Source organism: Niallia sp. 03133, assembly GCF_052663225.1.
On sequence record NZ_JBQTCY010000009.1, the window covers coordinates 147,739 to 173,759 of the forward strand.

Here is a 26,021-nt window from a genome sequence, read left to right on the forward strand (position 1 = left end):
AAATTTTCTGTCTTTTTTTGTGAATATTTTAAAATTTTTAAACTACCGTTCAATCAATGCAAAATTATGCTATGAGGGGGGAGTTCAATGTCTATATTACCGACTAAAAATGAACTCGGCTTTTTTGAAATTCGATTAGAATCAATAGGTGGCTTAGGTGCAAACCTTGCAGGAAAAATGCTGGCTGAATCAGGTGTGCTTGGCCTAGGTTTAAATGGAGCAAATTTTTCTTCCTATGGATCTGAAAAAAAAGGTTCGCCAGTAAAAAGCTTTATCCGTTTTTGTGATCCGGAAACAGAAATTCGGGCACACAGCCCAATTGAGGAACCTCATGTTATCGGGGTCTTCCATGAAGCATTATATAAATCTGTAAATGTTACAAGCGGCTTCAATCCAAATGGAACGATATTAGTCAACTCATCAAGGGATTTTGATGATGTCAAAAGAGACCTTCATCTCGAGTATGGAAAGCTTGCCATTGTTGATGCTCTTCAAATCGCAGTAAAGGAAAAAACGAAGGTTAACACAGCTATGCTAGGTGCCTTATTTCGGATTTGCGATTTTCTTGATCCTGATGCCATGCGAAATGTAATAAGAAAGACGTTTGAAAAGAAATATCCTCACCTTGTCGAATCGAATATTCGAACATTTGATAGAGGCTATGACGAAGTGAAATTTAAAACCTATGAAACTCCTCAAGATGCTCACACAAATTTATTTTTACGCCCGCGTTCAACTCTTGGATATGATACACAGACAATTGGCGGTGTGATAACCGCACAAGGGAATAGTCTTGTGAAAGATTTAGGTGGATCTCGTCAAGGTTTTTTACCGAAATTTGACAAAGATAGCTGTATAAGCTGTGCCTCCTGTGATGCTGTTTGTCCTGACCTTTGCTTTGTTTGGGATAAAAAAGTTAATAAAAAGGGACGTACTATTATGTCTCTTAAAGGAATAGATTACCAATACTGTAAGGGTTGTTTAAAATGCCTTGAAGCATGCCCTACAAGCGCACTTAGTTCCGTCCGTGAAACAGAAGGATTTGCAGAAGCTAATCAGGTCAAACAAGAGTTTCCTTTTATAACTACTGGAGGTGGTTTATAATGTCCGTTTTAGAAAATGATTTGCTTATTAAAAATGCTCCAGTACAAGTAACAACATTTGAATCTGGAAATGAAATGGCTGCAATGGCCGCAGCCCAAATCAACTACCATATCATGGGTTACTTTCCTATTACTCCATCAACAGAAGTCGCACAATATCTGGACCAAATGAAAACAAGGGGTGAACATGATATTAAACTGATTCCAGCAGATGGAGAACACGGCTCTGCTGGTATATGCTACGGGGCGGCGGCTACAGGAGCTCGTGTCATTAATGCTACAAGTGCCAATGGCTTTATGTATATGCTGGAACAAATGCCAGTTCAATCAGGAACACGCTTTCCAATGGTACTAAACCTTGTTACACGTGCTATTAGCGGACCACTCGATATTCGCGGTGATCATTCTGATTTATATTATGCCTTAAATACAGGTTGGGTTATTATAACAGCAAGAACTCCGCAGGCAGTTTATGACTTAAACATTATGGCATTAAAAATTGCTGAGCACGCAAAAGTTCGATTGCCGGTTATTGTTGCATATGATGGATTTTTTACTTCTCATCAAAAGAGAAAAGTAAATTATTTCAAAGAGAAAAAAGTCGTACAAGACTTTGTTGGTCCATGCCCAACTGACTATCCAGCAATTCGTGATGTGAAAAAGCCGGTAACAATTGGTGCCCATATGAACGGAGACGACTTGCTGAACAACCATTTTCAGCAATCAGAAGCAATGTATCAGGCAAAAGAGGTTTTCGCCGAAATCTCGAAAGAATTTGAAAAAATGTCTGGCCGTTCTTATCCAATCTTAGATCTTTATATGATGGAAGATGCAGAAGTTGCTTTATTCCTTCTTAATTCGGCTGCTGAAACAGCAAAAGATGTAGTAGATCGTTTACGTAAAAAAGGAATTAAAGCAGGTGTTATCAGTCCGAATATTATCCGTCCGTTCCCATCTGAAGAAGTTAGAACCGCATTGCGAAATGTAAAAGCTTTATTAGTTGGAGAACGTGCAGATTCGTATGGCGGTAATGGACCAAACTTAACCCATGAAGTAAAGTCGGCTATCCAAGAAGATAAAAACAATGAAACAATCGTTTTAAGCAGAGTTTTTGGTTTAGGCGGAAAAGATTTTTATGCAGATGATGCAGAAGAATTTTTCCACATGACTCTTGATGCAGTAGATAAAGGATATGCAGAGAAGCCATTTGATTATTATGGCCATTATTTAGGCAAGCAGGAAAATGATTTAGCTCCTGTTATAGAACCTCAATACGGCGATGTTTATAATTCAGGATTAATACAAGTTACACAAGACGAAGAAAACAACAAGCTGAATGTAAAAGTACCGCCACTTCGCTCTCTTGCCGCTAAGCCAAAAAGGCTGGCTCCAGGACATGGTGCATGCCCAGGCTGCGGAATTTTAACTGGATTAGAGTTATTCTTTAAAGGCATTGAAGGAGATGTGGTAGTTTTATTTCAAACAGGTTGTGCCTATGTTGTCACAACTGCCTATCCGCACACTTCACATAAACAAACCATGATTCATAATTTATTCCAAAATGGGCCGGCAACTCTCTCTGGAACAGTTGAAGCCTTTTTGGAATTGCAGCGGCGAGGAGAAATAGAAATTCAAGACAACACCACTTTTGTTATGGTTACAGGTGATGGCGGTATGGATATCGGAATGGGTTCTGCCATTGGAACTGCATTAAGAAATCATAACTTAATTATGCTTGAATACGACAATGAAGGCTATATGAATACCGGCTCCCAAATGTCTTATTCTACTCCAATTGGCCATATGACTAGCACCAGTGGAGTTGGCCGTGCTCAAAAAGGGAAAGCATTCCATCATAAAGACACGGCTCAAATAATGGCTGCAACCAACATTCCATATGTATTTACTGCTTCAGAAGCCTTCCCGCAGGATTTAATTAAAAAAGCAGCTAAAGCACAATGGTATGCTCAAAACGTTGGAACAGTTTATGGAAAACTGCTCGTAACCTGCCCACTAAACTGGAAATCAGAGGATCGCTTTGGAACAAAAATAGTAGAAGCGGCTGTAAATTCGTGTTTCTTCCCTCTATATGAAGTAGAAAATGGAATAACAACGATTACTTATGATCCAGAGGATAAAGAGAAAAAAGTACCTCTTACAGAATGGTTGAAATTCATGGGAAAAACCAAGCATTTATTAAAAGAAGAGAATCACGAAATGTTAAATGATTTTAATAATGAAGTAGATAAAAGATGGAGCAAATTAAAAATAAAACATGAAAATCCTTTATTATAAAATGTACCTTTCATCAGTGGAGGGGTTCTCCCCCCACTGATGGTTAGGATGTGGATCACACAAACGTTGCCACAGGAAGTAGCGACATTAGTTTGTGTACCTCCCACGGCAGTAGGCCCCCCACCTAGATTTCTCAGCATCTTGAGGTGGGGGGCCTACTGCCCATTAAGAGTGGGATAAAATTTAACTATTTCGGCTTTGACAAAGTATTTATTAGCATAAACCTCAGACTAAGCTGTGACATGGGCAGAAACTCTCCCCTTGTCTTTTGTCATAATAAAATATTATATTTGAAACAATGACATAAACCGCCCACATATCCGAAATTTGCTAAACAACATACAATAATACAATAGAAGAAACTCGGATTATCAGGGTAAAAGACTACCTTTTTCCCTCTGTCATTTCCTTCCTATCCCCCTTCTTTCCAACCTATTTAGTAAAAATTCTTACCTTCCTTATATTTCATTCATGAATATGCCCTTCATTCGCATACCTATAAACGTAACCACTTTTCCTTTTAAAAAAGATGACTATGAGGTGGCGGTTTGAATAATAAAGAAGAAATTGAAAAAGAAATTGAAAAACGAATCAATGAATTAACTGAAACACAGCAAGTGGATGGAACCTGGAAATTTCGATTCCAAGGAAGCTTAATTACAGATGCTTTTTTTATTATTGCTTGTAGAACACTGGAGGTTAAAAAAGAAGAAAAAAATATTCAATCGTTAGTTGAAAGTTTAAGATCTACCCAAAATGATAAGGGATATTGGCAAGCGTATGATGATGAGCAGAATGGCAATTTATCTGCGACAGTTATTGCTTATACAGCACTTTTATATTCTGGTTATGTGAATAAAAGAGAGGCAAAGATGCAAAAAGCAAAAAATTATATTCTAGCAAACGGCGGGTTAGCAAAAGCACACTTTATGATTCGCTGGATGTTATCGGTTAATGGCATTTACCCTTGGTCTAATACAATCTATATTCCAATGACATTTTTATTGCTGCCAACATTCCAACCCATTAACTTTTTTCAGCTTAGTGCATATGCTCGCATTCATTTTGTTCCCATGCTGCTTGCATCGAATAAAAAGTTTTCCATAAAATGCGCAAATACGCCAGATTTAAACGAACTATTTGATAGAAGCGCCCCTCTTTACCCTACCTTCTCTGAATTAGAAGATTTTCGATCACCATTATCTTTTATTTGGGAAGAGATAAAAAAAGTGGGAAGCCTGCCTGCTTTTTGGCATCATTTTGGATATAGATATGCTGAAAAATATCTTTTAGACCGTTTAGAAGAAGATGGTACATTGTACAGCTATGCCAGCGCTACTTTTTTTATGATATATGGACTGCTGGCAATAGGATATAGAAAAAATGCTCCTGTTATTCAAAAAGCAATGCATGGACTCTCTTTACTAATCAATAAAAATAGCAAATTTGCTCACTTAGAAAATTCAACCTCTACTGTTTGGGACACTGCATTAATCAGCTATACTTTGCAAGAAGCAGGACTATCTGTTGAAAAGCCAGTGATTCAACGCTCCCTATCCTATCTGCTTAAAAAACAGCATACCAAAAAAGGCGACTGGGCTGTTCATAGCCCAAATACCAAACCAGGTGGCTGGGGTTTTTCTGACACAAATACGAATAATCCGGATAATGACGATACAGCAGCCGCTCTTCGTGCCTTATCCAAACTGGCTGCTAATAATAACAGCATCTATCAAACTTATCAAAAGGGAGCAAATTATTTATTGTCGATGCAAAATGGAGATGGAGGTTGGGGAGCTTTCGAAAAGAATACAAACTGGGAGCTGCTTCAGTTTATTCCAATTGAAAATGCAAAAGATGCAGCTGTCGATCCATCCACACCCGACTTAACCGGACGAGTTTTAGAGTACTTCGGCAACTTTGCCGAACTAAATAAATCTCACTCTTCTATTAAAAGGAGCATAAAATGGCTACTGGAAAATCAGCAAAAAAATGGTTCCTGGTATGGCCGCTGGGGTGTTTGTTACATATACGGGACATGGGCAGCGGTAACTGGACTAATATCTGCAGGAATACAAAAGACAGATAAAAGTATAGAGAACGCAGCAAATTGGTTAAAAAAAATTCAAAGAAAGGACGGCGGCTGGGGAGAATCTTGCCGAAGCTGCGAGCAGCTTCAATATATTCCTTTACCTTTTAGCACACCGGTACAAACTGCATGGGCGATTGATGCGCTGATAGCTGCAGGGGAAATCAAAAGTGAAAGTGTTTCAAAAGGGATAAGATTTCTTTTAAAACAAGAAAAAAATGCTAGAAATCTTCAATATCCAACAGGAATTGGTCTGCCTAGCCAATTTTATATTTATTATCAAAGCTACAATAAAATATTTCCATTACTGGCGCTTGCACACTATGTAAAAGAAATTGAAAAATAGACTGCTAAATTTATTAAAACAATTGTATTAATTTAATATTAAAAATGCTGCTTTTGCTCATTTTCTCTCTTTGTTAATAAAGTGAACCTTTCCATCAGTGGGGGTTTTCTTCATCCCCCACTGATGGTTAGTTGAACTTATCGGACCTTTACGGGCGAGTTTCAACACCTAGCTTCCTCAATTTCTCAGCATCCCCGAGGTGGGGGTCTTACTGCCCGTTAAGAGTGGGATAAAATAGGCAAAATTCTCTTGAAGATTTTTTCAAGAAATGCTATTATATATAAAACATTTCCAAAAATTACAAATCAATGAAGAGAAAAAGTACGTTAGGTCATGACTTTACAGCGAGCTGAGGATGGTGAAAGCCAGCAAGGAATCCGAAACGGAAAAATCATCTCTGAGATGCAGGGCTGAAAATACAGTAAGCTTTGACGGGTTTCCGCCGTTACAAGGAACACGTATGATAGTACGTTGTCAGAGCGCTGTTGCTTTTTAAAAGCAGCAGAATTTGGGTGGTAACGCGGGTTGTTGATAATACACTCGTCCCTTTTATAGGGACGGGTGTTTTTTATTTTTTAAAGGAGGTTTCATAATGGAAAAGCAAAAGGAAGCAAACACCGACAGAGAAAAAAGAGTATTATCCTATTGGGAGAAAGAAAAGGTTTTTCAAAAGTCCATTCAAAATAGAAAAAATAACGATTCTTTTGTTTTTTACGAAGGACCGCCTACCGCCAATGGGCTCCCTCATGTCGGGCATGCACTTGGCAGAACAATCAAGGATATTATCGCACGTTATCAAACTATGACAGGAAAACAAGTAATACGAAAAGCTGGATGGGATACACATGGTTTGCCTGTTGAACTTGGTGTTGAAAAAGCACTTGGCATTTCCGGCAAACAGGAAATTGAAGCATATGGGGTGGAAGCATTTATTCAAAAATGTAAAGAAAGTGTTTTTTTATATGAAAAACAATGGCGGGAGTTTACACAAGAACTTGGCTATTGGGTTGATCTGGATAAACCTTACATGACAATGAGCAATGATTATATCGAATCCGTCTGGCATATTCTCGGCACTATCCACGAGAATATGCTGCTATATAAGGGGCATCGTGTTTCCCCTTATTGCCCAAGCTGCCAAACATCACTAAGCTCCCATGAAGTGGCACAAGGATATAAAGATGTAAAAGATTTGAGCGCAACCGTTAAATTTAAACTAAAAGAACTAGAAAATGTTTATGCATTGGGCTGGACAACAACTCCATGGACATTACCTGCCAATGTTGCCCTTGCAGTAAACGAACAGCTTGAATATGCAAAAGTTAAAGTAGACCAAGATATTTTTATCATTGCTTTAGATAGGGTAAGCGCGGTGCTAAAAGAGAAAGGTGAAATACTCGAAACTGTAAAAGGAAGTGAATTAATCGGTCTTGCCTATGAACCTCCTTTTCATTTTACCTCTGTCGAAAAAGGACTTAAGATTGTATCGGGGAATTTTGTAACAAATACCAGTGGTACCGGGATTGTTCATATTGCCCCCGCCTATGGAGAGGATGACTATCGACTTGTTCAAGAACAAGGTTTATCATTTATCCACATTGTCGATGAGAGAGGAAAATATAAAGAAGAAATAACACCACTTGCTGGAAAATTTGTAAAGGATAGCGATGTCGATATTATCAAATTGCTGCATGAAAAAGGATTATTATTTTCAAAAGAAAAATTTGAACATTCTTACCCTTTTTGCTGGCGATGTGATTCTCCTCTGCTTTATTATGCTGCTGAAAGCTGGTTTATTAAAACAACTGCTTTAAAAGATCAGTTTATTGCGAAAAACCAAGAGGTTAACTGGTTCCCTGATCATATAAAAAACGGCAGGTTTGGAAATTTTCTCGAAGGATTAGTGGATTGGAATATCAGCAGAAACCGCTATTGGGGAACACCTTTAAATATTTGGGTTTGTACATCCTGCAGCAAAGATTATGCTCCAAAAAGCATCGCTGAACTGCAATCGCTAGCTGCTGCCCCGATAACAGAGACAGAGCTTCATAAACCATTTGTGGACCAAATTAAATTAAAATGTCCATCCTGTGAAGGAGTAATGCATCGGACACCAGAAGTAATTGATGTATGGTTTGACAGCGGCAGCATGCCTTTTGCCCAATACCATATGCCTTTTGAAAACGATGAGCTGTTTCAAAAACAGTTCCCAGCTGATGTTATCGTAGAAGGCATCGACCAAACAAGAGGATGGTTTTACTCCCTCCTTGCTGTATCTATTCTTTACAAAGGAGAAGTTCCTTATAAAAATGTTTTAGCAACAGGTCATGTACAAGATCAACATGGTCAAAAAATGTCCAAAAGCAAAGGGAACGCTCTTGATCCAGTACATTTAATAAAGATGTATGGTGCAGATCCGCTGAGATGGGCACTTATAGAAGATAGCGCTCCTTGGAATCAAAAAAGATTTGCAGAAAAAAATGTGAAAGAAGCAAAATCAAAACTGGTTGATACACTTACAAATTTATTTCATTTTTATTCCCTTTATGCGGAGATTGATCTATTTGATCCTAAAGCACAAAAAAGCAGCAATTATTCATTAATGGATCAATGGATTCTTTCCCGACTTGCAACAACCACTAAACAAATAAAAAAAGAAATGGACGCATATCAATTAACAAATGCAGCAAGATTAGCTGGACAATTAGTAGAAGAAGTAAGCAACTGGTATATCCGCCGAAATAGAGATCGATTTTGGAGTGAAGGAATGTCAGATGATAAAGCTGCTGCCTTTCAAACACTCTATACTTTATTAACAACATTGTCCAAATTGCTTGCTCCTTTTATTCCATTTACAACAGAAGATATTTATTTAACATTAACAGGAGATAGTGTACATTTAACAGATTATCCGGAAATAAATGATGCTGCAATCAACATAGAATTGGAACAGAAAATGCAAAACGTTCTCGAAATAGTCGAATTAGGACGGAGCATTCGCCATCAACATCAGCTCAAAACAAAGCAGCCTTTAGCAAAAATAATTCTTGTAAGCAATACTGCCGACCCACATTCTCTTCGCTTGTTTGAAAATATTATAAAAGAGGAGCTTAATGTTAAAGAGTTGGAATGGGTCAATTCGTCTAATGATTTTATTGTGCATAAACTAAAGTTAAATTTCCGTCACGCTGGGCCGAAGTTAGGTCGAAATGTTCAAATGGTTAACCAGAAGGTAGCCAATGCATCCACACAAGACATAAAGGATTTCCTAACCACCGGGATATTTACGGTTCTGTTAGATAATCACGAATCCGTTTCTTTAACACTTGATGATATAGACGTGCTAAAAACAGTTTCTAATAAAGGATTTGCGGAAGCTAACACTAATAACTTTACCGTTATTTTAGATACCAGCATCACGGAAAACTTAGCGAAAGAAGGAATCGTACGGGACTTTATTCGAGCAGTACAAGATATGCGAAAACAAAAAAACTTGCCTGTTGAACAGCGCATTGATTTATATTTGTCAGGATCTGCTGCTTTCATGGAATCGATACGGGACTTTCAAACGCTAATTAATAATGGTGTAATCTTAAAGGATATTCACCTAAAAAAATCAGCTCAGATGGAAAAAATCCTTATTGGGGATGAAGAAGTGTGGATTGAAATAAAGTGATGTCTGTTTTGGGAATGTCTGTGTGAAACTGCGGTTTCACACTTTTTTTGTGAAAAACGATAAATCCATCTAACAATTTTATAAAGTGAACCTTCCATCAGTGGGGGTTTTGTTCATCCCCCACTGATGGTTAGTTGAACTTATCGGATCTTTACGGGCGAGTTTCAACACCTAGCTTCCTCGATTTCTCAGCATCCCCGAGGTGGGGGTTTTACTGCCCGTTAAGTGTAGGATAAAATAATAGAAGAAAAATGTTACAACCTGTTCTATTTTTTCCATATTAGATTATACTATTGGGCAGAGGTGAAAAAAATGTACAAATTGTTATCGCATAATGATTTAGATGGAATTGGCTGTGGAATATTAGCAAAACTCGCTTTTGGAGAGAAAGTGGAGGTTCGTTATAATTCTGTTTCCAGCTTAAATCAAGAAGTGGAAAAGTTCCTTCATCATCAAGAGGAAGATGCCCCCTTTCTATTTATTACCGATCTTTCTGTTAATGACGAAAATACAAAAAAACTTGATGCTTTTTATAAAAAGGGCGGAAAAGTGCAGCTAATTGATCATCATAAAACAGCACTGCATTTAAATGATCATGCATGGGGATATGTATCAGTAGAAGATGCAGAAGGAAATTTAACATCCGCTACTTCTTTATTATATGAATATCTTGTTCTGCATGAATACCTTGCTCCAAACGATTGCATAGCAGAGTTTGTGGAACTTGTCAGACAATATGATACATGGGACTGGGAGAAAAATAATAACCAGCAGGCAAAAAGATTAAATGCCCTGTTCTTTCTTATTTCCATGGGTGAATTTGAAGAGAAAATGATTTCAAGGCTTCAGAATAAGGATCATTTCTTTTTTGATGATCTTGAAGAAAAAATATTAGAAATGGAAGAAAATAAAATTGAACGGTATATTCGTCGCAAAAGACGAGAGCTCGTACAAATAAAAATCGATGATTATTATGCTGGCGTGGTCTATGCAGAATCCTACCATTCGGAACTAGGAAATGAACTGGGCAAAGAATATCCGCATTTAGACTATATTGTTATTCTTAATATAGGCGGCAAAAGAGTCGGTTTTCGTACTATTCATGATCATGTAGATGTTTCCGAGATTGCAGGTAAATATGGCGGCGGCGGACATGCTAAAGCTTCTGGCTGCATCTTAACTGCGGATGCATATAAAAACTTTGTGACAGATACATTCCCGCTAGAACCATTAAGAGAAGATGTGAGAAAGAATACTTTTAATGTAAAAGAATCTCCATTAGGCACACTCTACGAAAATAAAGCGGAAGAAACCTTTTTTCTATATCCATTAACGAATAAAGAATGGGCGATAGATTATAAAAAACAGCAGCTCCCAGAAACTTTTCCCTCTTTTACAGAAGGAGAAAGCTTTATTAAAAGAAATCATGCTGCATGGCTGGCAAAAGATTATAAATTTACAGGGTATTTAATAGCATACGTAAAAAATAAAAAATAACATAAAACGTGGCTGTCCTAATCAAGGGCGGCCACAAACACTATTCAAACTTAAATCCCGGCAGTATTCATTTAAAGCAAAATATCCTTCTCTTTAAGTTTCTGAAATATTTGCATAAAAATAGGCTGTATTGGCCCGAGCTGCTTTCCAGCTCTTCCCATTCCAATGATTGGTAAAACTTCCGTAACATAGGCAATCGTACAGCTCCTATTGTAATTAACGATATTCTTTGCGGAATCATCGGTTTTCCCCTTCATCAAAATTTCATTTTAACCCTAAAGATAGGTAAACCCTTTTAATTATCTTTAAAAATTTCCCAATAAAACACACCACTTATTACGATCTAGTTATTTTTGAGTAAGCTTTTCCAGAAAAGCTAGTTTACTTTCGGCATTATCGCTAGTAATAATATCTACAGTACTATCCATATCTTTATTGACTTTTTCCCCATTTATTGCTTTTAGCGCATTTTCTACACTTATATACCCCATGTCGTATGGATTTTGGGCAATCGTAGATTTCAGTGTGCCATTTTCAATTAATTGAACCATTTGTTTAATCCCATCTGCTCCCACAACTGGGATATTCAACCTTTTATCTTGTAAAACCTTCATAACCTTCAGAGCAGTAATATCATCTGCAGCAAATATTCCCTTTAATTTAGGATTCGTTTGCAGAACTTTTGTGACCATCACTTCAATTTTTTCGCCATACGCCATTTGATCCTCCACAATGGGATGAATGCCAGCGTTATTTAATGTTTCCTTTGCTCCGTTAATCCGATCGCTACAAACAGTATCCTTTGATCTCCAACCCAAAAGCAATATTTTATCATTCGGTTGGGCCATAGATGACAGGAGTTCCCCCGCTTTTACACCTAAAGTTACATTATCTGTTCCGATAAAAGAAGTTTTATCCTTCCATTCCAAATTTGTATCAACAAGCAGAACAGGAATATTATTTCTTTTATATTCCTTTAATATCGGGATAAATGCCTTGGGATCCACAGGAGAAAATATTAAAGCATCCGGCTTTTCCTTCAAGACTTGTTTGAGAAACTTTAATTGGGTTTCTCTCGTTTTGTCGGTTTTCAAGACTATTCCGTTTACTCCGTAATGATCAAAAGCTTTTTGAAGACCCGCAATCATAACGCTCCAATAGTCTGTATCCGTTTCCTTTAAAACAACCATGATCTTAGGCTTCTTTTCATTCATTTCGTTTCGTACATAATCTGCTAATCCACCAAAAAAAACAATGCATATCAATAAGATAAACCATTTCTTTCGCAACTAATAGTCTCCTATCCTAATATACTTATAAACTCACTGTTTTAAAATAAATAGAAAATGTAGTGCCTTTATTACTTGTCTTTATTTTAATCGTTGCGTTATGACGATCAGCAATACTATAGCATACTGCTAGTCCTAGCCCTGTACCGTTTTCTTTTGTTGTGAAAAAAGGTGTCCCTATCTTTTCCAGAACTTCTGCCTTAATTCCTTCTCCGCTGTCTTTAATCTGTAATACAACATGTTCTTCTTCAGCTAATGTTTTTATATAAAGAACTCCATCATTAGACATGGACTCAAGACCATTTAATGCAATATTCAATAAAAGCTGGCGAATTTCCTTTTCATCCAGGTAAAGCATTGGACATTTTTCTAATTGAAGCACTACTCTTTTCCCTGCTAATAGAGCTTCTGCATTTAGAAGCGGAAAGATTATTTCAATGATATCATTCAGCAAGTGGTATTTTTTATCACTCGTCTTATTTTTGGCCAAGGTTAAAAATTCTTTTATAATTTTATTGGCTCTGTCTAATTCATCAATCATTAAATCCATATGTTCCACCGATAATTGCTGGTTATCCAGCTTCCCCATTTGTAAAAAACCATGAACCGTAGTCATTGGATTGCGGATTTCATGGGCAATTCCAGCAGCCATTTCTCCTACTAAATTCAATTGATCCAATTTATACATTTCTTTTTCCATAAGCGTTCTTTCTGTAATATCATTTAATACAATAAGAACACAGTTTCTGCTTTCAATCATAATTGTTTCTGTTGATAGCAGGGCATCTCTTATGGAGCCGGTTTTCGTTCGATACGTAACTTTCCTATTGTTCATCGGCGTATTCCATTCATCTTCAGAAATGTTTATATATTTCCCTTCTTCTTCTATATAAATTTCCCCATGTTTCTCCATGCTTTTCCATTCATTCATATCGTATCCCATACTGTTTATCCAGTTATTATTCACCGCAATAAATTTGCCTTCTTGTATAGAGCGTATCCCCATCAAACATGGACTTGCCTCAAAGATTTGCCGAAAGCGCCCTTCTGATAATAAAAGGTCATCAGCGACCTTATTTCGCTCCTCAATTTCTTGTTTTAACTTTTGATTCACCAATAACAAGTCTCGTGTTCTCTCTTCCACTACTTGTTCTAATTTATCTATTTGTTGTTTCCTGATCTTTTCTATTTCTTTGCGCTCTGTAATATCACGAATCGTGCATACAAAAATATGATACTTCTCTAACATGGCATCTCCGATAAGAATATCTGCTGGAAACGTACTATTATCTTTTCGTTTTACCGTACCTTCCGTAATCTTGCCAATAGAATGAAATAAACCCTCAGCAATGGCAGGTTTTTCTTCTTCCTTTATACCGCTTGATGAACAGATAAGAATGTCCATTTGTTTTCCTAATAGTTCTGACGCAGTGTAGCCTAACATCTTCTCTCCCATTGGATTAATGGATAGTATTAGCCCATCTTCATTAAACGTGATTATGGTATCCAGCAATGTATCTTGTATGACCTTTGATAAAGCTTCATGTTTATATAAATTTAATTTAGTAAGACTTAACTCTAAATTTATCTTTTCTCTTTCAAGAGAACGGTCCTGTTCCATTACTCTTAAATTTTCTGTATGCTGCTCATATATATTTACAAATTGTTCAACCTTATTTTTTAAGACCTCTGGATTAAACGGTTTTACAATATAATCAATGGCCCCTACTTCATATCCTTTTATAATATGTTCTACATCATTGCTAATAGCGGTAATAAAAATAATGGGTATATCCCTTGATTTTTTTCTGTTTTTTATTAGCTTTGCGGTTTCAAAGCCACTTAACCCAGGCATCTGTACATCAAGAAGGATTACTGCGAAATCGTATTGCAATATAAATTTTAATGCATCTTCCCCTGTTTTCGCACTAATTAAATGATATTTAGGAGAGCTCAATACCGCTTCTAACGCAAGAAGATTTTCCTGTTGATCATCTACCATTAGAATATTTACAGCTTTCGTTTCCTCTGCCTCTGCTTCATTAAATTTTCCGGTATATTCTTTGTTCTGAATCATATTCTTCATAATATCCTGCATAGTCTGTAAACCGAACCTCCTCTCTTTTGCCCAAACCAAGGAATCCTGAAGGAATTAGGCTTTTATATAATAATTGATGAACGCGGTTTTGCAGCTGTCTATTAAAATAAATCATAACATTACGACATATAATAATATGAAAATCATTAAATGACTGGTCTGTAGCTAAATTATGTTGGGCAAATACCAAATTTTCACTCAAAAATGGGTGGAATGTTGCAGCATTGTTTTTCACGGAGTAATATTCTGAAAAGGCATTTTTCCCTCCTGCTTTGATATAATTTTTTGTGTATATTTGCATTTTTTCTAAAGGAAAATTTCCTAGTTTCGCATTTTCTAAATTACTTTTATTCATATCTGTTGCATAGATTCTTGTTTTGTTTAACAATCCTTCTTCGCTCAACAAAATTGCCATTGAATAAACTTCTTCCCCTGAAGCGCATCCAACATGCCATATACGAATAAAAGGAGCATCTCTTAATATAGGAATAACCTTTTTTCTTAGCATGGAAAAAAACAGAGGATCACGAAACATTTCTGTTACGGAAATAGAAAAATCCAAAAACAATTTCTTCATTACTAAAGGATTATGAAAAACCATATCTTGCAATTTTGAGATACTTGCTAAATTTTCTGCCCCTACTCGGTATAAAACTCTTCTTTTAAGAAACGGGAAAGCATAGTTTCGAAAATCATATCCATAATACCGATAGATTCCTTCTAATAATAATTCAATTTCAATGTCTTCCAAATTACTATCTTTTAACTTTTCATTAATATATTCGGAAATGGTTATTCCCACCTAACTTCTATACAGCCATACCTGTATTAAGGAGTATAGCTGCTCTAAATTTATTGGTTTTTTTATATAATCAGATGCACCAGCGTCTATACATTGTTCACGATTATGCTTCATCGCTTTTGCAGTCAAAGCAATAATTGGCAGGCTTTGAAACTTTGGCATCATTCGAATTCTTGACATTGCCTCAAAACCATCCATTTCTGGCATCATAATATCCATTAGAATAAGATCGATATCCTCATTTTCTATTAATTTTTCAATTCCCTCTTTTCCGTTTTCAGCAAAAAGAACTCCCATTTCATATTCTTCTAACACAGCAGCAAGGGAAAAAATATTTCGCATATCGTCATCTACAATTAATATTTTTTTCCCTTTTAGGGAAGGCTTATCTTCCAAGCCATTATTAAAAAAAGAGGAGCTTATTTCAATGTTATCCATATTCCTTATCTTTTCTATATCAGCTGCTAATTCTTTTTCTGCTGAAATGGAATTTTCCATTTTCATTGCCTGTTTTACTGGTAAATAAAGGGTAAATGAACTTCCTGTCCCTAGTTCACTTTTCACCCAGATTGCTCCTCCAAGCAAACCAGCTATTTCTTTACTGATAGAAAGTCCTAATCCTGTCCCTCCATATTTACGGCTAGTCGTTCCATCTGCTTGATGAAAGGCTTCAAATATAAGGTTTTGTTTATCCTTTGCAATACCAATACCAGTATCGCTGACTGTAAATGTTATTGACGTTGTATTTAATGGGACATTATTTGGAACCAACTTAGATTCTGCTGCATTTTGTATCAATAATGTTACTTTACCCTCTTTAGTAAACTTAAAGGCATTACCTAATAAATTTGTTAGTATTTGTTTCAAACGATGTTCATCCGTATAAAGGGTATTTGGCAAATTATCACTTGCATACACTTTAAAGTCGATGCCCTTTTTTTCAGCTAAGTGACTAAATTGTTTTTCAGCAAATTCTCTAATATCTTCAAGCATCACTTCCCCTTCAATCATGTCCATTTTCCCTGTTTCTATCTTAGCTAAATCCAGAATTTCATTTATTAAATGCAGCAAGTCATTGCCAGATGAGTTGATTGTTTGTAAATATTCTAATTGCTTCGATGACAAATTATCATTTCTCTTTTCTACTAACATTTGAGTAAGTATTAGCATACTGTTTAGTGGAGTACGAAGTTCATGGGACATATTTGCAAGAAATTCCGACTTATATTGAGAACTAAGGACTAGCTGATGTGCTTTTTCTTCTAATATCACGCTGAGTTTTTCCAATTCCTCATTTTTTTGCTCAGAAGATTTATACTGCGCTTCCAGCTCCTCGTTAATTGCAATAAGTTCTTCCTGCTGTGCTTGCAGCTCTTCTGATTGGCTTTGCAATTCTTCCGTTAGAGCTTGTGAATCTTCCAGCAGACTTTTCACCTGCATTCGGTTTTTAATGCTGTTGATTGTTATACCTAAGTGTTCTATTACTTTTTTTAATAACTTTTGCTGCATAGGGCTAAACAAGTTAAGGGAAGCAAACTCTATTACTGCTAGTACATCCCCTTCATATTCAATGGGAAGGATATAAATATTTTTTGGGTCTGCTTTTCCTATCCCTGATTCTATCTTTATATAATCATCTGGGATTTGCGTAATATTTATTGGCCTATTTTCTAAAGCACATTGGCCTACCAGCTTTTCTCCTAAAAGAAAACTATGCTTTCCTTTATTATTATCCTTTACAAATCCGTAGGAAGCGATTGCATATAAATGCTGCTGCTCCTCCCAATCTTCTTTGATGTAGAAAATCCCATACTGCGCTTCTATTGCTGGTGTAATAAGGGTAATAAATAAGCTTGCTAAAGATTCAAAATCCTCTGCACGTGGATAAGTAGAAGTAATTTCTGCAATTCTTGAATCAAGCCAGCTTTGATCTTCTGCTTTCTTCTTTAACTCCATTTCTTGATGTGAGTGTTCTTCTAATGACTGTGCCATTTCGTTGTAAGCTTCCGCAATCTTCCCCATTTCATCTTTTGCCGTCACAGAGATTCTCGGGAATTGAGTTCCATGGTGATAAGCTACGCTAGACATAACAGATGAAACACGATTAAGATTTTTAGTCATTCCTTTTATTATCCAAATTGCTAAGGAAACACTAATGAAAACACCAACAAAGGCATAAATATAAATCATTTTAACGGCAACATTATATGTTTCTTTTGTGCGAAAAAGCTCATCTTTCATTTCTTGTTCTTGCAAGGTAGATAGTACATTTACAATTTGCAGAAGACGTTCCTTTTCTTGATCGGGGAACATCTCTATGAAACCTGACTCTCTATTCTTATTTCTTTGATACTCCCTAATAATTTCCTGTCCACTGTCTTCATATGTCTTATAGATAGTAGAAAACTTCATCATTAATTCCTGTGATTGTTTCCGCTTATCCATTTCTTTTAATGTCTCAATGGAAGAAGCTACAGTCGTTTTCGATTCTTCCCACTCATTTAATGTACTGTTAAGCATTTTTCCCGAGGGGTTTGTTGAAATTCCCATTACTTCCCTATTCATATTATTTAATTCATTTTTAATTGTTGCAGTAACTTTAATTCGCTCTGATAATTCATTTACTATCGTATGCATATTATCATTTTGCTGTTTCAGCAAATTCATAAGGACAATGATAAGAATCATAATTAAGATAATAATAATTCCTAAGCCACCATAAAGCTTTGTTCGAAATTTCATCTATCCCTCATCTACCCCTTCTGCACACTTTAAGATACTATTTAATGAAGAATTAGAATCAAAAGTATTATTTATGATCGTTTTTGTTTACCAAATAATATAAATATCAAAACTCTAACTTTTCCAACCGTATTTATAAGAGATTACTTACCGAAATTATATTACATGAAATGCAAATCATTCAATATAATGTTAATTCCATTTTAAAAAATATTCGGTATTGTTTATTCGACTATTCAGATTTTTTCAAAAAAGGATTGTTTATCACATACAAAAAACTTTTAATTCAAGCGAATTAAAAGTTTTGAAGAGAGGTATTAAAGGTATTTCTAATGCTTGGATCATGCTGATATTTTTCATCTATTATTTCTTGTAATAACTTTTTTTTATGCGCCTGCGGTATATCTAACTGCTTAATTTTTTCTCTTGTTTCATATAAAAAATCTATATACTGTTCAAAGTTATCATCATATACAGCCGACCATTCATCCCTTATTTTTTTGGCAAGCATAGGACTGGCACCGTTTGTAGACACGGTTAAAGTCAATCTGCCTTTTTTGAAACTAGCAGGAACCTGACAATTTCCATCTACAACCGAGGAAGCAATATTAACCAGCTTCGATTGCTCAAACTTTTTAGCAATATATTCGTTCACATTTTCATTATTTGTTGCTGCAATAATATAAAAAGCATTCCTAAAATCATCATCCTCAGCTCTCCTCTTAATAACAGAGATTTTCTTTTCTGCCTCTAGTATTTCTAATTCTGGGCAGACTTCAGGACTAATAATTGTTATAAATGCTCCTTCATTTAAAAGAGAACAAACTTTGCGATACGCTACCTTGCCTCCGCCTACAACAATGCACTCTTTATTTTCCATATTAACCATTAATGGATACATAGAAATCTTCCTCTGTTATTTCGGTTATTCTTGTTTTTAGAATATCTGCAATAAAGGGATGATAGCCCAAATAGGGAGCGAGTTCATATGTTTTCTTCGGGTCTGCATGTTCTTTAATTGTTTTCGTCATTGACTTCATTAGAATTCCCGTAAACAGAAGGTAAGGAATGACCAAAATATTTTTGCTGGAAGATAAATTAGCAGACTCTATTCCTTCAGTAAAACTCGGTTCCGCTGCCGTTAGATAGCAATCTTTTACCGTTATTCCTGGTAATTCATTCTCTACTAATGCAGCTATCTTTCCTAAGTCTTGTTTTACCTCAGGATCACTGCTCCCTCTTCCAACAAGCAGCACTAATAATTCCTCTTTATTTGACAAAGAGGATTCTTTTATTTTTTCCGCAACAATTTGAACCATTTTTTTATGAACTCCAATTGGCCGTCCATAACGAATTTCCATTTCTGGATGTTTTTTCGCAAGCCTTTGTAAAATTTCAGGAATATCCATTTTCGCATGTGCTGCCGTTAACAATAAAACAGGAATCACGTAAATAATAGTAGCACCTTTTTTTACACATTGTTCAAACGCCTGCTCGATTGTTGGCTCTGCAAGCTCTAAAAAAGAGTATTCTTGTATAGGAAACTTGTTTCCTTCCATGCATTTTTCCACAAAGGAAATAGCTTGATCACATGCTTCTTGTATTCTGCTTCCATGACAAATATATAAAACAGCTTCCATTATAAAACCACTTCTTTCGGTAATGTTTCCAGGAAGGCATCTTCAAACCAGCTGATTTTTTCTCTCATTTTTACAACCTCACCTACTATAATCATACAAGGGTTTTCAATGTTGCCATTTGACGCAGCTTCAACTACATCGGCAAGATTTGTCACAACGGTCTTTTGTAAACTTGTCGTTCCCCAATTAATTAATGCAATAGGTGTAGATTCTTTTTTTCCGTAAAAAAGCAGTTTCTCTCGAATAGAAGGAAGGTTTTTTACTCCCATATAGATGGCAAGAGTATCAATTTGGCTTAAAGCTTCCCACTTAATAGAATCTTCTTGTCCATTTTTTATGTGTCCTGTGACGAAAGCAAAAGATGAACCATAATCACGATGTGTGACAGGTATGCCTGCATAGCTTGGCGCTGCAATTCCTGCTGTTATGCCAGGAACTACCTCAAAAGGAATATGATTTTTTGCTAATTCCTCTGCTTCTTCTCCCCCTCTGCCAAACACAAATGGATCGCCGCCTTTTAATCTTGTTACTATTTTCCCTTTCTGGGCATGCTTCACAAGTAAACGATTAATCACCTCTTGTTTCATAATATGATGATTTGGAAGCTTTCCACAAAAAATAAGCTCTGCCTTCGGTTTGGCATATTCCAATAATTCCTTATTTACAAGACGATCATATAAAATAACATCTGCTTCTTTAATGCATCTTAAACCTTTTACTGTTATTAAATCCGGATCTCCTGGACCTGCTCCAACCAAATAGACAATTCCCACACCTTTCACCTTCCCTCTCTTTTAGCTTTTTTTCACCTTATTTTAAAAATACTATATATAATAATATACAGTATTACAAACTGTCGAAAAACACTAAATTTCTCCGATAGAAGAAAGAACTGTTTACTTTAGCAGAGGCTATATTCTCCCTACTGCTTTTCGTAAACAGCTCTCCTTTTGGTGTTACATAAAGAAAACACATCATGTTTTTTCAGTTAGCCTGAAAGCTTTGCAAGTAAATTCCGCTTTACACTTATTATCCGTTAATATAGTAATTTTTCCCTTTTAAATATTGAACAATTTGCTCTACGCAATCTTCAATAGAATTTTTTTCCGTATTGATAATTAACTCAGGCTTGTTGGGCTCTTCATAAGGAGAGCTGATTCCTGTAAAATCTTTAATTATTCCCTGGCGCGCCTTTTCATATAAGCCTTTCGGATCTCTCTTTTCACAAGCCGCAAGAGAACATTTTACATATACTTCGATAAATTCATCCTCTTCAAGCAGTTCTCTCACTTTGTCGCGATCTTCTCGGAAGGGTGAGATAAATGCTGTTAGCACTACTTGACCACTGTCAACAAATAGCTTGCTGACTTCACCAATCCTTCTAATATTTTCTTTTCGGTCTTCCTCAGAAAATCCTAAATCTTTATTGATGCCGAATCGAATATTATCTCCATCCAACACATAATTATTAGTATGATCATCATATAAACGCTTCGCTACTGCATTAGCAACCGTTGATTTGCCAGAACCAGACAGCCCTGTAAACCAAAGAACGTAGCTGTGGTGTTTATATTTTTCTCTTCTTTGCTGCTTCGTTACTGTCTGGTCATGCCATGTAATATTTGTACTTTGACTCACTGTTTTATCCCCCATTACTATTAAGAATGAATCTGTTGTTTTTTTAGCCCGTTGATTAATACCTCAACCACTTCTTTTCTACTGAAAGTGCTTGGTGGTATTTCTCCATCTCTAAGTAATTGGCGAACCTTCGTGCCAGATAAAATTTCGTGATGTTCACTTCCATGTGGGCAAGTTTTCGTTGAAGCCATATTTTCACATTTTTTGCAGTAGAAACTATGTTCAAAGAACAGTAAGTTAATCCCTAATTCTTCAGCAGTAAAATTATCAAATATTTTCTGTGCATCATATGTCCCATAATAATTTCCTACTCCAGCGTGGTCGCGTCCAACAATAAAATGAGTACATCCATAATTTTTTCTTACCATCGCGTGGAAAATTGCTTCTCTTGGGCCTGCATAGCGCATTGCTGCAGGAAACACAGCCAAGAACACTCGATCTTCTGGATAATAATTTTTTAATAATACTTGATAGCTTTCCATCCTTACGTCTGCTGGAATATCATCGGATTTTGTCTCTCCAACCAATGGATTAAGAAATAGACCATCTACGATTTCCAACGCAGATTTTTGAATATATTCATGCGCTCTGTGAACAGGATTTCTAGTTTGGAAGCCTACTACCGTTTTCCAACCTTTGTCTTGGAAAACTGCTCTTGTTTCTTGAGGATCTAAATAAAAACTAGTAAAGTCCTTTTTCTCTACTTTCTTCAGCAGCTTAATAGAGCCTCCTAAATAGACGTTTCCTCTTTCATACATTTTTTTCACACCAGGATGCTCTTCATCGTCTGTACGATAAACGGATTTTGCTTCTGTTATTTTATCAGGAACATATATATCTTCCACGTTTAAAATACCGTATGTCTCTCCATTGAAGTTAAGCTTTACCGTATCTTTTACTCCAATGCCCTTTGCCTGATCCTCTTTTACCGGCAATGTAATAGGAATACTCCAGACTGCCCCATTTGCTAAACGCATATTTTCAACAACAGATTCATAATCTTTTCGTGTTAAAAATCCTGTTAATGGACTGTATGCCCCATTTCCAATTAACTCTAAATCACTAAGAGCAATTACATCTATATCTAATTCTTTTTCTGTTCCATCAAATTTGTAGTCAGGTTCCCATAAGTTAATTAATTTTCCGCCATGTGGTATACTTAATGCCATTTTTTTGCACCTCATTATTAATATAGTATTTATAGTGTTTTGCTGAATTTAACATTGCTTAATTTTATATGCCGCCGCCATCTTCATATATAGTACGGCTGTCTGCTCTTATTGTTTTTACCAAACTAATCAGACCAAGTGTCGCGATACATACACCAATTAGAATAAAGACAGTGTATAGATCCATTTTTATAAACAACTGCACCAATCCATAAGAAATAACCAGTGATAATACAGGAGATACAATCCAAACCTTTACAATCCGGTGGATTACTTGCTTCTTTAAGATGCTTAATCCATTTTTGGAAACACCGATTCCGATAATGGCAGTGCTTGTAACCTGTGTTAACGGAACTGGCAGCCCATAAATAGAGGCAATAATAACAAGTGCTGATCCTGTTCCTGAAATCACGCCGCCTTCTAATTTAGTGAAACGCACAATTTTCTTCCCGTTCGTCTGCAGTACTCTTCCTCCCAGTAAAAAGGCACCTGCTGCAATAAAAAGTCCACCAACAAGTATTCCCGATTTCATTGAGATAAGCTCTGCCCCTACTAACGGTCCAATTGCATTTGCTACATTGTTCATTCCTGCAGAAAAGGCTTCAAAGAAACCGACAATAATAACAAAAATAGATAAGTAACGTTGATTTTTCCCCTCTTGCAGCCATGGATATTTAGGCTCCAGCTTTTGGATAAGTTTGCCTGCATAAAAAGCAATGGTAAAAGCAATAAAAGGCACCAATAGCCAAAAGAAAACAATCCATAATATATGGCCAGCAAAAAGACTTTTATATGCTACTCCTACTCCTACCACACTCCCAACTGTTATTTCACTTGTTGAAAGAGGGATTCCCATTAAATTCGCAATAAATAAGGAAATCGCAGCAGAAGATAAGATTATCAATACAATTTTTGCATTTAAAATGGAGCTTGGAATAAGACCTTCCCCAATGGTCTTAACTACTTCGCTTCCGCCAAGCACTGCTCCTAAAAGAATAGCCACAGCACATATAGACAGCGCTATTCTTTTACTCGGAATGGCACCAGATCCATAAGCGACTCCCAAACTTGCAGCCGCACCACTTGCGCCAATATTCATTGCAAAGAACAGGGACATAATACACGCTAAAATTAAAATCATTTTTCATTTCCTCGAATCATTGTAAGTGTAGTCCGCATTCTGTTTTGCCTTTCCCTGTCCATCTTCCTGATCGTAAGTCGTCCATATTTATAGCAGGCTGTGTACATGTTTTACATCCAATGCTTGGGTAGCCTCTATCATGCAATACGTTATAGTCTAATTGTTGTTTATGTGCATATCTCCATACATCTTTCCATGTCCAATGAATCAGCGGGCAAACTTTAACAGATTTAAAGCGGTTGTCTTTATTGATAAACTGTGTATTTTTTCTTGTTTCTGACTGCTCTCTTCTTAAACCGGAAATCCATGCAACGGAACCAGAAAGCACGTCATTTAATGGAATAATCTTGCGGATTTCACAGCATTTATTTGGAGCTGTTTTCCATAGTTCCTCTCCATACTGTTCTGCTTGTTCTTCCAATGTTATAGCAGGCTTCTTCATCTCAATATTCAGTTCAGGATATTTCTTCTTTACTTTATCGATTAACTCATAGGTTTCCTGAAAATGAACATCTGTATCCAAGAAAACAATTCTTGCATTTTTCTTTACTTTAGATATCAAATCAATCAGCACAATTCCTTCAATTCCAAAGCTGCAAGCATAAACAACTTCATCTCCATACGTATCATAAGCCCATTTTATTACTTCTAATGCGCCTTTTGTGTCATTGTCTACTGAAAAATCGATCCCTTGAAAATCATCTATATTGTTATATGTTACTAATTGGTTCAATTGTAATTCCTCCATTTTTACCTACCCTTTTTTGAAAAAACAAAGTAAAGGTACCAATCCATTCTAAAACAACCTCTAGTTTTCTAGTCAGTGTTTTTATTTACCCAGCCTGATTTTTTCATTCTTTTCGATTTGAATCACTTTTCCATCTTGCACCACTATAGTGATAGAGCCAAATTTCATACTACTTAACATTTGCTCTAATTGATTTTTTACTCTCTCAAGCTGATTTGCTTCCCCCATCAACAAACCCCTCCTTCAAAAAAGGATATCTTCATATCATTGGCATTCATATAAAAAAAATCCTTCCAAAATGGAAAGATAACAGGCAAGGCATCATTACCTTATCTTTCAAAACGAAAAACCATTTTGTTGGAGTTAGCACCTTGCTTCCTAGCAGGTTGCCGGACTTCTTCGGGCCAATTCCCTCCGTCCCTCTTGATAAGCAGTGTATTTTCTAAATTTTATCACAATTACTATTATTGTCAATAAGTTTCTCTAGTTGTTTAGTCGGAATTAAGATATTTCTTAATAATAACTTTTTACTCTTGAAAATAACTGTTTTATTAGCATATGGAAAGATAAAAATATTGTTCATCATTTAAGAAAAGCGCAAGTGCCTTTGCTCATCAACAGAATAAGGTGAGTTCCACAGGATGTGGATCACACAAATGAAGACATAAGGACGTGGCGTTCTTAATTTGTGTACCTTAAGTGAGATAAGGCGAACCTTCCATCAGGGGATGATCTTTCCCTGATGGTTAGTTGAGTCGATCAGGTTTTTACGGGCAGTTTTTTGTGCGCTATCCATTTTTATTGTACTTTCTTACTGCCCGTTAAAACGTGATAAAGGAAACACGAAGAACGCAAGCGTCGATGTTGACTACGCTAGCGAGGTGAGGGAAGCGTTAAAGTCGATAGGGCGCTTGCGCTAGACACTTCTCTGACTTCAGAAAACTTATACTTTCTTATCTCATTAAAAATGGTTTTTATCTTTCCATATGCGACAGCTTATTTTCGTATTTTCATCAATGTTTTTGAAATAATCGGAACAAAAATAGCAGATAAAATAGCTTCTGTCACACCATTTGTCCCAACAATACCAAGCAGTGCAGGCAACAGCTCGCTAATATCCATTTTAAGATAATTGGCATACGGATCACGATAAAAAATATAAATCAGTCCCAGCACCAAAAGGGTATTTGTTAATGAGCCAGCTATTCCAGCTATGCTCATCGCTGCAGCGTCTTTTATTTTATTTTTCAAAAGCTTATGAAATATAAACCCTGCTACAACTCCAATTAAGATGCGCGGCACAATAGAGATAAGCGGATTCGTAAAAACAATCGGTGCAATAGGACTTGTAGGAAAAGTAAAGGCACGTACAAAAGTTATAACTCCCCAAACTCCTCCTACAATTGCTCCTTCTTTCGGACCTAATACGATAGCTGCTATCATTATAGTTATTTGAATAATTGTAATGCTAAGCGGTCCAATAGGGATTAACCCAAGAAAAGGAACGGTCGTTTGCAATATCACAATGCTTGTAAACATGCTTAATAAAACAATTCTTAAGGTCTTATTTTTTTTATTCATACTATACTTGTACTCCTTTTAACAAAATCACTTCGTTATAATACTATAAATGAAAAGATAAAGTGAACCTTTCCATCAGTGGGGGTTTTCTTCATCCCCCACTGATGGTTAGTTGAACTTATCGGACCTTTACGGGCAGTTATCCCTCACCTAGCTTCTTCGATTCC

The 26,021-nt window shown here is 36.2% G+C and carries 19 protein-coding genes, 1 riboswitch and 1 other annotated feature; of the genes, 5 read left to right on the forward strand and 14 right to left on the reverse strand.

The genetic code is table 11. The features are described 5' to 3' along the window. Nucleotides 1-87: 87 nt before the first annotated feature. The 5 genes from ACTYBU_RS14265 to ACTYBU_RS14285 all read left to right on the forward strand — a co-directional run bounded on the left by ACTYBU_RS14265 (nucleotide 88) and on the right by ACTYBU_RS14285 (nucleotide 11,006). The gene (locus ACTYBU_RS14265) at nucleotides 88-1,104 is read left to right on the forward strand and encodes a 2-oxoacid:acceptor oxidoreductase family protein (RefSeq protein ID WP_445490758.1); all 1,017 of its coding nucleotides are present in this window, start codon (nucleotides 88-90) and stop codon (nucleotides 1,102-1,104) included. Further along, a complete protein-coding gene (locus tag ACTYBU_RS14270) occupies nucleotides 1,104-3,398 on the forward strand; it encodes a thiamine pyrophosphate-dependent enzyme (RefSeq protein WP_445490759.1) in 2,295 nt (764 codons plus the stop codon). Before ACTYBU_RS14265 ends, ACTYBU_RS14270 begins: the two co-directional genes overlap by 1 nt. 548 nt (nucleotides 3,399-3,946) lie before the next feature. Further along, entirely contained in the window at nucleotides 3,947-5,833 is a 1,887-nt protein-coding gene (gene shc / locus ACTYBU_RS14275) for a squalene--hopene cyclase (protein ID WP_445490761.1), read from the forward strand. Between the two features lie 299 nt (nucleotides 5,834-6,132). Then, nucleotides 6,133-6,384: a binding site (T-box leader), on the forward strand. Nucleotides 6,385-6,425: 41 nt separating this feature from the next. Then, nucleotides 6,426-9,509 (forward strand): isoleucine--tRNA ligase, encoded by a 3,084-nt coding sequence (gene ileS / locus ACTYBU_RS14280; protein ID WP_445490762.1) that lies wholly within the window; start codon nucleotides 6,426-6,428, stop codon nucleotides 9,507-9,509. 312 nt (nucleotides 9,510-9,821) lie between these two features. Next, nucleotides 9,822-11,006, forward strand: coding sequence for a DHH family phosphoesterase (locus tag ACTYBU_RS14285; protein WP_445490763.1), 1,185 nt, complete (start codon nucleotides 9,822-9,824; stop codon nucleotides 11,004-11,006). A 71-nt stretch (nucleotides 11,007-11,077) separates the two neighbouring features. Here ACTYBU_RS14285 and ACTYBU_RS14290 read toward each other — a convergent pair whose 3' ends face one another. The 14 genes from ACTYBU_RS14290 to ACTYBU_RS14355 form a co-directional block, all read right to left on the reverse strand. Beyond that, nucleotides 11,078-11,266, reverse strand: coding sequence for a hypothetical protein (locus ACTYBU_RS14290; RefSeq protein WP_445490765.1), 189 nt, complete (start codon nucleotides 11,264-11,266; stop codon nucleotides 11,078-11,080). Between the two features lie 87 nt (nucleotides 11,267-11,353). Further along, on the reverse strand, nucleotides 11,354-12,295 hold the full coding sequence (locus ACTYBU_RS14295) for a sugar ABC transporter substrate-binding protein (protein ID WP_445490766.1): 942 nt from the start codon (nucleotides 12,293-12,295) through the stop codon (nucleotides 11,354-11,356). Nucleotides 12,296-12,320: 25 nt separating this feature from the next. After that, nucleotides 12,321-14,372, reverse strand: a complete 2,052-nt coding sequence (locus ACTYBU_RS14300) for a response regulator (protein WP_445490768.1) — start codon at nucleotides 14,370-14,372, stop codon at nucleotides 12,321-12,323. Then, entirely contained in the window at nucleotides 14,338-15,195 is an 858-nt protein-coding gene (locus ACTYBU_RS14305; protein ID WP_445490770.1) for a CheR family methyltransferase, read from the reverse strand. Before ACTYBU_RS14305 ends, ACTYBU_RS14300 begins: the two co-directional genes overlap by 35 nt. Next, nucleotides 15,196-17,937: a response regulator gene (locus ACTYBU_RS14310; RefSeq protein WP_445490771.1), complete on the reverse strand. Its 2,742-nt coding sequence runs from the start codon at nucleotides 17,935-17,937 to the stop codon at nucleotides 15,196-15,198. Nucleotides 17,938-18,232: 295 nt separating this feature from the next. Then, nucleotides 18,233-18,838, reverse strand: a complete 606-nt coding sequence (locus ACTYBU_RS14315) for an NAD(P)-binding protein (RefSeq protein WP_445490772.1) — start codon at nucleotides 18,836-18,838, stop codon at nucleotides 18,233-18,235. Then, nucleotides 18,819-19,577, reverse strand: a complete 759-nt coding sequence (locus ACTYBU_RS14320; RefSeq protein WP_445490774.1) for a sirohydrochlorin chelatase — start codon at nucleotides 19,575-19,577, stop codon at nucleotides 18,819-18,821. Before ACTYBU_RS14320 ends, ACTYBU_RS14315 begins: the two co-directional genes overlap by 20 nt. Then, nucleotides 19,577-20,350 (reverse strand): uroporphyrinogen-III C-methyltransferase, encoded by a 774-nt coding sequence (cobA, locus tag ACTYBU_RS14325; protein WP_445490876.1) that lies wholly within the window; start codon nucleotides 20,348-20,350, stop codon nucleotides 19,577-19,579. Before cobA ends, ACTYBU_RS14320 begins: the two co-directional genes overlap by 1 nt. 256 nt (nucleotides 20,351-20,606) lie before the next feature. Then, on the reverse strand, nucleotides 20,607-21,215 hold the full coding sequence (gene cysC / locus ACTYBU_RS14330) for an adenylyl-sulfate kinase (RefSeq protein WP_445490776.1): 609 nt from the start codon (nucleotides 21,213-21,215) through the stop codon (nucleotides 20,607-20,609). Nucleotides 21,216-21,235: 20 nt separating this feature from the next. Next, nucleotides 21,236-22,384 (reverse strand): sulfate adenylyltransferase, encoded by a 1,149-nt coding sequence (gene sat / locus ACTYBU_RS14335; RefSeq protein WP_445490778.1) that lies wholly within the window; start codon nucleotides 22,382-22,384, stop codon nucleotides 21,236-21,238. A 64-nt stretch (nucleotides 22,385-22,448) separates the two neighbouring features. Further along, nucleotides 22,449-23,525 (reverse strand): anion permease, encoded by a 1,077-nt coding sequence (locus ACTYBU_RS14340; RefSeq protein WP_445490780.1) that lies wholly within the window; start codon nucleotides 23,523-23,525, stop codon nucleotides 22,449-22,451. Between the two features lie 16 nt (nucleotides 23,526-23,541). Beyond that, nucleotides 23,542-24,273, reverse strand: a complete 732-nt coding sequence (locus tag ACTYBU_RS14345) for a phosphoadenylyl-sulfate reductase (protein WP_445490781.1) — start codon at nucleotides 24,271-24,273, stop codon at nucleotides 23,542-23,544. A gap of 81 nt (nucleotides 24,274-24,354) precedes the next feature. After that, on the reverse strand, nucleotides 24,355-24,453 hold the full coding sequence (locus ACTYBU_RS14350) for a YezD family protein (protein WP_445490878.1): 99 nt from the start codon (nucleotides 24,451-24,453) through the stop codon (nucleotides 24,355-24,357). A 146-nt stretch (nucleotides 24,454-24,599) separates the two neighbouring features. Then, a riboswitch (SAM riboswitch) is annotated at nucleotides 24,600-24,706 on the reverse strand. A 563-nt stretch (nucleotides 24,707-25,269) separates the two neighbouring features. Continuing rightward, nucleotides 25,270-25,854, reverse strand: coding sequence for an ECF transporter S component (locus tag ACTYBU_RS14355; protein WP_445490783.1), 585 nt, complete (start codon nucleotides 25,852-25,854; stop codon nucleotides 25,270-25,272). Nucleotides 25,855-26,021 lie beyond the last annotated feature (167 nt).

Coding starts and splice junctions, on each gene's coding strand:
- ACTYBU_RS14340 (WP_445490780.1), bottom strand. CDS start 23,525: ATGATTTTAATTTTAGCGTGTATTATGTCCCTGTTCTTTGCAATGAAT.
- ACTYBU_RS14270 (WP_445490759.1), top strand. CDS start 1,104: ATGTCCGTTTTAGAAAATGATTTGCTTATTAAAAATGCTCCAGTACAA.
- ACTYBU_RS14350 (WP_445490878.1), bottom strand. CDS start 24,453: ATGTTAAGTAGTATGAAATTTGGCTCTATCACTATAGTGGTGCAAGAT.
- ACTYBU_RS14285 (WP_445490763.1), top strand. CDS start 9,822: ATGTACAAATTGTTATCGCATAATGATTTAGATGGAATTGGCTGTGGA.
- ACTYBU_RS14345 (WP_445490781.1), bottom strand. CDS start 24,273: ATGGAGGAATTACAATTGAACCAATTAGTAACATATAACAATATAGAT.
- ACTYBU_RS14265 (WP_445490758.1), top strand. CDS start 88: ATGTCTATATTACCGACTAAAAATGAACTCGGCTTTTTTGAAATTCGA.
- ACTYBU_RS14355 (WP_445490783.1), bottom strand. CDS start 25,854: ATGAATAAAAAAAATAAGACCTTAAGAATTGTTTTATTAAGCATGTTT.
- ACTYBU_RS14300 (WP_445490768.1), bottom strand. CDS start 14,372: ATGATTCAGAACAAAGAATATACCGGAAAATTTAATGAAGCAGAGGCA.
- sat (WP_445490778.1), bottom strand. CDS start 22,384: ATGGCATTAAGTATACCACATGGCGGAAAATTAATTAACTTATGGGAA.
- ileS (WP_445490762.1), top strand. CDS start 6,426: ATGGAAAAGCAAAAGGAAGCAAACACCGACAGAGAAAAAAGAGTATTA.
- ACTYBU_RS14320 (WP_445490774.1), bottom strand. CDS start 19,577: ATGGAAGCTGTTTTATATATTTGTCATGGAAGCAGAATACAAGAAGCA.
- ACTYBU_RS14310 (WP_445490771.1), bottom strand. CDS start 17,937: ATGAAATTTCGAACAAAGCTTTATGGTGGCTTAGGAATTATTATTATC.
- ACTYBU_RS14315 (WP_445490772.1), bottom strand. CDS start 18,838: ATGTATCCATTAATGGTTAATATGGAAAATAAAGAGTGCATTGTTGTA.